1 protein-coding gene is annotated in these 8,521 nt (G+C 69.7%); it reads left to right on the top strand.

Translation table 11 applies throughout. The annotated features are described in order from the left end of the window. The first annotated feature begins 12 nt into the window (after nucleotides 1-12). Complete coding sequence (locus tag ABZU75_RS43610; RefSeq protein ID WP_355568460.1) at nucleotides 13-8,355, top strand: amino acid adenylation domain-containing protein; 8,343 nt, start codon at nucleotides 13-15, stop codon at nucleotides 8,353-8,355. Nucleotides 8,356-8,521 lie beyond the last annotated feature (166 nt).

The following is an 8,521-nucleotide window of genomic DNA, read 5'->3' as shown; positions in this document are numbered from 1 at the left end:
GCGGTCACCGCTTTGGCGGAGTTGCCGCTGACCGTCAACGGCAAGCTCGACCGCAAGGCCCTGCCCGACCCGGAGTTCTCCACCACGGGTGGCCGTGGTCCGCGGACTGCGCGGGAGGAAGTCCTGTGCGGGTTGTTCGCCGATGTGCTCGACCTCACCGAGGTGGGGGTGGAGGACAGCTTCTTCGATCTGGGCGGCCACTCCCTGCTGGCGACCCGTCTGGTCAGCCGTATTCGGACCGTGCTGGGGGTGGAGGTGCCGATCCGGGCGCTGTTCGAGACCCCGACGGTCGCCGGCCTGGCACGCCACATCGAGCACAGCGGCGGCCGGACCCGCCCGGCCCTGACTCGCCGGGAACGCCCCGACGCCCTGCCCCTGTCGTTCGCGCAGCAGCGGTTGTGGTTCCTGCACAAGCTGGAGGGCCCGTCGCCGACGTACAACATGCCGCTGACGCTGAAGCTGACCGGCGATTTGGACCAGGCGGCGGTCCGCGCCGCGCTGGATGACGTGGTGGCGCGGCACGAGTCGCTGCGCACCGTCTTCCCCGAGGTGGACGGCCGCCCGGTGCAGCGGATTCTCCCGGCCGCCGGGAGCTCCGTCGGCTGGCAGGTGCACACCGTCATGCCCGATGAGCTGGATGCCGCCTTGTCCCAGGCCGCCCGGTACGGTTTTGTGCTTGGTAAGGAGATTCCGGTGTGTGCCGACCTGTTCGTCACGGCCCCCGGAGAGTCGGTGCTGCTCGTCCTGATGCATCACATCGCGGGTGATGGGTGGTCGTTGGCGCCGCTGGCGCGGGATTTGGTGCACGCCTATGCCGCTCGCTGCGCGGGTGAGGCCCCGAGGTGGGTGCCGTTGCCGGTCCAGTACGCCGATTACACGTTGTGGCAGCGGGAGGTGCTGGGTGGTGACGCCGACCCCGCCAGCCGGTTCGGTCGGCAGTTGGCGTATTGGACCGAGCACTTGGCCGGGTTGCCCGAGCGGTTGGATCTGCCGGTGGACCGGCCGCGTCCGGTGGTGGCCTCCTACGCCGGGGGGAACCTGACCTTCCAGCTTCCGGCGGGACTGCATGCCGGAGTGGTCGGTTTGGCGCGGCGGTCGGGTGCGACGGTGTTCATGGTGTTGCAGGCGGCGATGGCGGCGTTGCTGACCCGGTTGGGGGCCGGCAGCGACATCCCGCTGGGGGGCGGTATCGCCGGGCGTACCGACGAGGCGCTGGAGGATCTGGTCGGGTTGTTCGTCAACACGCTGGTGTTGCGCACCGACACCAGTGGCGATCCGAGCTTTGCCGAGCTGCTGGGGCGGGTGCGCGAGACCAGCCTTTCGGCGTATGCCCACCAGGATGTGCCGTTCGAGCATCTGGTGGAGGTGCTGAACCCGCAGCGCACCACCGCGTACCACCCGTTGTTCCAGGTCGCGTTGGTGTTGCAGAACACGCCCCGATCGGCGTTCGCGCTGCCCGGCCTGCGGGTGGAACCCCTTTCCGTCGGTACCGGCACTGCCCGGTTCGATCTGTTGTTCTCGCTCACCGAGATATCGGATGAACGGGGTGGCCCGGCCGGGGTGGCGGGATCGGTGGAGTTCTCCGCGGAGTTGTTCGATCCGAGCACGGTGGATGTGCTGGTGGGGCGGTGGGTGCGGTTGCTGGAGGCGGTGGTGGCTGCCCCGTGGCTGCGGATCGGTGAGGTGGAGCTGCTGTCGGAGGGTGAGCGGGCCCGGCTCGTGCCGCGGGCGCTGGAGGCGGTGGTGGCGCCGCGGGACCTGCCTGCTCTGGTCGCCGGTCATGACCCGGCTGCCACCGCGATCGAGTCGGGGGAGTGGTCGCTGTCGTACGGCGAGTTGGAGGAGTGGTCGGATCGGCTGGCGTATTGGCTGGGTGCGCAGGGCGTCGGGGTGGAGTCGCGGGTGGCGTTGGTGTTGCCGCGGTCGGTGGAGCTGGTGGTCGCTGTCTTGGCGGTGGCCAAGGCCGGTGGGGTGTTCGTGCCGGTGGATCCGGGTTATCCGGTTGAGCGGCGGGAGTTCATGCTGGCTGATGCGGATCCGGTGGTGGTGTTGCGGGATGGTTTGCCGGATGTCTCAGCCTGTCCTGCTGCCGCGCCGGCCGGGGCGCCGGTTGGTGCCGGGGTGGTGTCGCGGGCGGCGTATGTGGTCTACACCTCGGGGTCGACGGGTGTGCCGAAGGGTGTGGTGGTCTCGCATCAGGGGTTGGCGGCGTTGGCGATGACGCAGGCGCAGCGGCTGGGGGTGGACCCGACCTCACGGGTGTTGCAGTTCTCTTCTCCGAGTTTCGACGCGTGGGTGTGGGAGCTGGTGATGGCGCTGGGGTCGGGGGCGGTGCTGGTGGTGCCGCCGGGCGGCCAGGCGCTGGTGGGTGAGGCGCTTGGCGGGGCGTTGATGTCGGGTCGGGTGTCTCATGTGACGATGCCGCCGTCGGTGCTGGCCACGGTCGCGCCGGCTGAGCCGGCGGAGCTGGGTGTGGTGGTGCTGGCGGGTGAGGCTTGTCCGCCGGAGCTGGCGGAGCGCTGGTCGCGGGATCGTGTGGTGGTGAACGCCTACGGGCCGACGGAGTCGACGGTGTGCGTGTCGATGAGCGGTCCGCTCAGCGGCCCGGTCGCCCCGATCGGGCATCCGGTGCTGGACACCCGGGTGTATGTGCTGGATGAGCGGCTTCGTCCGGTGCCGCCGGGTGTGGTGGGGGAGTTGTACGCGGCCGGTGCGGGGGTGGCCCGGGGGTATCTCAACCGGCCCGGTCTCACGGGCGAGCGGTTCGTCGCCGACCCCTACGGCCCCGCCGGGTCGCGGATGTATCGCACGGGGGATCTGGCCCGGTGGAACGCCGATGGTGAGCTGGAGTTTCGGGGTCGTGTCGATGAGCAGGTGAAGGTGCGCGGGTTCCGGATCGAGCCGGGCGAGATCGAGACCGTGCTGCGGGAGCATCCGGCCGTGTCCGACGCTGTCGTGATCGCGCGCGAGGATCAGCCGGGTGAGCGCCGCCTGGTGGGTTACGTCGTCCCGGCCACCGATGCCGTCGAGGATGGCGCGGCGGGTGAGCAGGTCGGTGAGTGGCGTGACATCTACGAGTCCGCTTATGCTGCCGCGTCGTCGGGGGTGGACTGGGGTGATGAGTTCACCGGCTGGGACTCCAGCATCACCGGGGATGCGATTCCATTGGAGGAGATGCGAGCCTGGCGTGATCACGCGGTCGGTAACGTCCTGGTTCACGCTCCGGAGCGGGTGCTTGAGGTGGGGGTGGGATCGGGTCTGCTGCTGTCTCGGATCGCGCCGCAGGTGAGCGAGTACTGGGCCACGGACTTCTCGGCGCAGGCGATCGCGCGGCTGACCGCTCTGACCGCCACCTGGCCGCAGGTGCACCTGTCCTGCCGGCCCGCCGATGACGTCACCGCTCTGCCCGCCGAGCACTTCGACACGATTGTGATCAACTCGGTGGTGCAGTACTTCCCGTCCGCGGCGTATCTGGCCCAGGTCCTCGGCCGGCTCGCCGGCCTGCTCGCCCCGGGTGGCCGGATCGTGGTCGGCGACGTCCGCCGCCACGGCACCCTCCGGCTCCTGCAGGAGCAGGTTCAGCGGGCCAGGCTTGCGCACGCCTCAGCAGCGGTGATCCAGGCGGCGGTCGATCACGCGGTTCTGGTGGAGAAGGAGCTGTTGCTGGAGCCGGGCTGGTTCCAGCGGTGGGCCGCCGAGAATGGCTTTTCGGCGGAGGTCAGGCTCAAGCGGGGGAGGGACCGTAATGAGCTGACCTGTCATCGGTACGAGGTCACTCTGCACCACTCCGGCGTGGCCGTGCTCGACGTCGCGGATCTGCCGGTCGTCACCTCTCTGGACGAGGTCGCGATCCTTCCGGTACGGGTAACCGGCTTGTCCAACGCCCGCCTCGGCAGCGACGGGGTGGACCCCGAACAGGTGCATGCCTGGGGTGCCGAGCACGGCTATCGGGTCGTGACCACCTGGGCGGCGGAAGGGCCGGATCGTTTCGACGCCGTCCTGCTCGTCGCGGAGGACACGTCGCGGCTCACCGGCACCTGCCGCGTGGCGGACACCTCGGCGAACGAGCCTTTGGCGGCCCGGAACGTGGACGCGGTCGTGGCCGGTCTGCGTGGTTATCTGGCCGAGCGACTACCCGAGTACATGGTCCCGGCCGCGGTGGTGCCGATCGGCGTGATCCCGCTGACCCCCAATGGCAAGCTCGACCACAAGGCCCTGCCGGCCCCCACCTTCACGTCCAGGACGTTCCGCGCCGCCCGCTCCGGCACCGAGGAAACCTTGAACCGCTTGTTCGCCGAGGTACTCGGTGTCCCGCGAGTGGGTGTGGACGACGGCTTCTTCGATTTGGGTGGTCACTCGCTGCTGGCCACGCGTCTGGTCAGCCGTATCCGGACCGTGCTGGGAGTGGAGGTGCCGATCCGGGCGCTGTTCGAGACCCCGACGGTGGCCGGGCTGGCCGCGCGGATCGAGGCGGCAGGCCAGGCCCGGGACCGGCTCGTGCCCCAGCCCCGCCCCGACGTGCTGCCGTTGTCGTTCGCTCAGCAGCGGCTGTGGTTCCTGCACCAGTTGGAGGGCCGTTCGGCGACCTACAACATGCCGCTGACCCTGCGCCTGACCGGTCAGGTGGACATCGACGCCCTGCACCGGGCCTTGGACGATGTGGTGGCCCGCCACGAGTCCCTGCGGACCGTCTTCTCCACGGTGGACGGCCGGCCGCGGCAAGTCGTCCTGCCCAGGGCAGCGGTGCCGTGGCAGGTGGTGGACGTTGCCGCCGATGAGGTGAGCGACCGCGTCAACGCGGCTGCCCGCTATGGCTTCGACCTGTCCGCCGAGATGCCCGTTCGTGGCGAGGTGTTCCGGATCGGTGCCGAGGAGGTGGTGCTGCTGGTTCTGCTGCATCACATCGCGGCCGATGGCTGGTCGATGGGTCCGCTGACTCGTGATCTGGTGGCGGCGTATGCGGCGCGCAGCGAGGGGGAGGCTCCGGTGTGGGAGCCGCTTGCGGTGCAGTATGTGGATTACACGCTGTGGCAGCGGCGGCTGCTCGGTGACGAGACCGACGGCAGCAGTCTGTTCAGCGAGCAGCTGGGCTATTGGCGGCAGCGGCTGGCCGGGTTGCCGGAGCGCCTGGAACTGCCGGCCGATCGGCCACGCCCGGCGGTGGCGTCGTACCGCGGCGACGCGGTCCGGTTCGAGATCAGCCCCGATCTGCAGGAGCGAGTCCGGCGGATCGCGCAGAGCACGGGCGCGACGGTGTTCATGGTGTTGCAGGCGGCGTTGGCGGCGCTGTTCACCCGGCTTGGCGCGGGTAGCGACATCGTGGTGGGGTCGCCGGTTGCCGGGCGGACCGATGACGCGCTGGACGATCTGGTCGGGTTCTTCGTCAACACGCTGGTGTTGCGTACCGACACCTCCGGTGATCCGTCCTTCGCGGAACTGGTTGAGCGGGTGCGGGAGTCGGATCTGGCGGCGTATGCGCAGCAGGATGTGCCGTTTGAGTATTTGGTGGAGGAGCTCAACCCGCGGCGCTCCACATCGCATCACCCGTTGTTCCAGGTGATGTTCGCATTACAGAACGCGCCGGCGGGTGACTTCGAGCTGCCGGGTGTGCGGGTGATCGACGAGTCGGTGCACGCGGGGGTGTCGCGGGTTGATCTGACCATCAACGTGCTCGAACGCGCCGAACAGGACGGTGGCGCTGCGGGGATTGTCGGCTGGGCGGAGTTCGCCACCGATCTGTTCGACGCGGGCACGGTGAAGGGGATGATGGATCGGTGGGTGCGGTTGCTGGAGGCGGTCACCACCGACCCGGACGCACCGGTCAGCCGGGCTGAGATCCTTACCGGCGCCGAGCGTGAGGACCTGGAGCGGTGGTCGGTGAGCGGGCAGCGGGTGCCGGTGTCGACGGTGCCGCAGATGGTGGCGGCGCAGGACCCGGCTGGGCCGGCGGTGCGTCATGGTGATCGTGAGCTGACCTACCAGGAGTTGGGGGAGCGGTCGGATCGTCTGGCCGGGTGGCTGGTCGAGCATGGGGTGCGGGCGGAGTCGCGGGTGGTTCTGCTGATGCCGCGTTCCGCGGATCTGATTGTGGCGATGCTGGGGGTGCTCAAGGCTGGTGGGGTGTATGTGCCGGTGGATCCGGAGTATCCACCGGCCCGCCGTCGGACGATCATCGATGACTGCCGTCCGGTGCTGGTGCTGGAGACCTTGCCGGAGTTGGACGGTACGGCGGCTATGGAGGTGGAGCCCGCCGTACCGGTGGGGTCGGCCGGTGGCGCGTATGTGATGTACACCTCGGGGTCGACGGGTGTGCCGAAGGGCGTGCTGGTCACGCACGGTGACGTTGTGGCGTTGGCGGCGGATGAGTGTTTCGCAGCCGGTCATGAGCGGGTGCTGTGGCATTCGCCGCAGGTGTTTGATGCCTCGACCTATGAGGTGTGGGTGCCGCTGCTGGGCGGCGGCACGGTGGTGGTGGCAGAGGACGCGGTTGACACCGCGGCGGTGATGCGGGCGGTGGTCGACCACGACATCACCGCTGTGTGGTTGACGGCGGGGTTGTTGGCGGTGGTGGCCGAGCATCATCTGCAGGCGCTGGCCGGGGTGTCGCAGGTGTGGGCCGGCGGGGATGTGATCTCCCCGTCGGCCGTGGTGCGGGTGCGGCAGGCCCACCCCTCGATCACGGTGGTGAACGGGTACGGGCCGACGGAGGCCACGACCTTCGCGGCCCGTCACAAGGTCGCGGCCGATTTCGGGGGGAACAGTGTGCCGATCGGTGGCCCGATGGCCGGCATGGGCCTGCACGTGCTGGACGCTGCCCTGCGCCCGGTCGCCCCGGGGGTCGCGGGTGAGTTGTATCTGTCGGGCGCGGGGGTGGCGCGGGGGTATCTGGGACGGCCGGGTTTGACCGCGGAGCGGTTCGTGGCTGCCCCGGGTGGGTCGCGGATGTATCGCACGGGGGATCTGGCCCGGTGGAACGCCGATGGTGAGCTGGAGTTTCGGGGTCGTGTCGATGAGCAGGTGAAGGTGCGCGGGTTCCGGATCGAGCCGGGCGAGATCGAGGCCGTGCTTCGCGAGCATGAGGGGGTGCGGGACGCGGCGGTGGTGGTGCGTGAGGGCCGTCTGGTCGCTTATGTGGTGGGTGACTCCGCGGGGCTGCGGGAGTATGTGGCGCAGCTGCTGCCGGAGTACATGGTCCCGGCCGCGGTCACCGCTTTGGCGGAGTTGCCGCTGACCGTCAACGGCAAGCTCGACCGCAAGGCCCTGCCCGACCCGGAGTTCTCCACCACGGGTGGCCGCAGCCCGCGGACCCCGCAGGAAGAACTGCTCTGCGGCCTCTACGCCGAGGTCCTGGAACTGCCCCGGGTCAGCGTCGACGACAGCTTCTTCGACCTGGGCGGGCACTCGCTGCTGGCGACCCGTCTGGTCAGCCGTATCCGCGCGGTTTTAGGGGTGGAGGTGCCGATCCGGATACTGTTCGAGACCCCGACCGTGGCGGGCCTGGCGCAGCGCCTCGCCCTGAATCCGCAGGAGCAGGCGTTCGGCGTTCTGCTCCCCCTTCGCGCCGCCGGTCGCCGGGCGCCGCTCTTCTGTGTGCATCCCGGGAGCGGTCTCAGCTGGCCGTACGCGTCGCTCCTGCCGCACATCGACCCGGAGGTCCCGGTGTACGCCCTGCAGGCCCGCGGCCTGCAGGGCGGGGAGCCGTTGCCGGCCTCGATCGAGGAGATGGCCGCCGAGTACGTAAGCCAGATCCTCGAGGTGTGGCCGGAGGGGCCCTATCGCCTGCTGGGCTGGTCGTTCGGGGGCATCGTTGCGCACGCGATGGCGGCCCGGCTGGAACAGGCCGGCCGGCGGGTCGAATCGCTCACCCTGATAGACGCGTTCCCGGCGCACCCGCTGAGCGACGATGTCATCGAGAAGGTGGCCGAGCTGGAGATCTCGCGTCTCTACCTCGACATGCTCGAGGCGTTCGAGATCGACACCGCCGAGTACGCAGACCGCACCCTGCGCCACGACGAGTTCGTACAGATCCTGCACTCCCGCAACACGGCGCTCGCCTCGCTTGACGAGGATCTGCTCGCCGCCTCGTTCCGTATCATGATCAACAATATCCGGATCGGCGGCCGGTACCGGCACGACGTGGTGGCCGCGGACACGCTGATCATCGCGGCCGAGCACGAGGATCCGCGGTACGCGCTGACGGAGGACGCCTGGGTGCCTTACGTGAGCGGTGATATCCGGCTGCACCCGGTGGCCGCGTCGCACCAGCGCCTGCTCACCCCGGGGCCGCTGCGCGAATACGGCGGACTGATCGACGACCGGCTTCGCGGAGACGAGATCGGCGGCGAGCCGGGCTGAGGCACGTGACGAGGGCGGATCGGCCGGCTGTTTCCATCCTCTGTCCCGGGCGCTGTCGCCGGCGGCCGAGGTCCTGTCGGTGCGGTACCCGTCAGGACCGGCTCGACGTCGACTGCATCTTCCCGGAGGTGCGGAAGCGGTGCGGGCGGGGGGGGGGGCGTGGGGA

The sequence above is a fragment of the Streptosporangium sp. NPDC005286 genome (genome assembly GCF_040607515.1).
Lineage (GTDB): Bacteria > Actinomycetota > Actinomycetes > Streptosporangiales > Streptosporangiaceae > Streptosporangium.
This window is presented reverse-complemented; position numbering and strand designations above follow the sequence as displayed.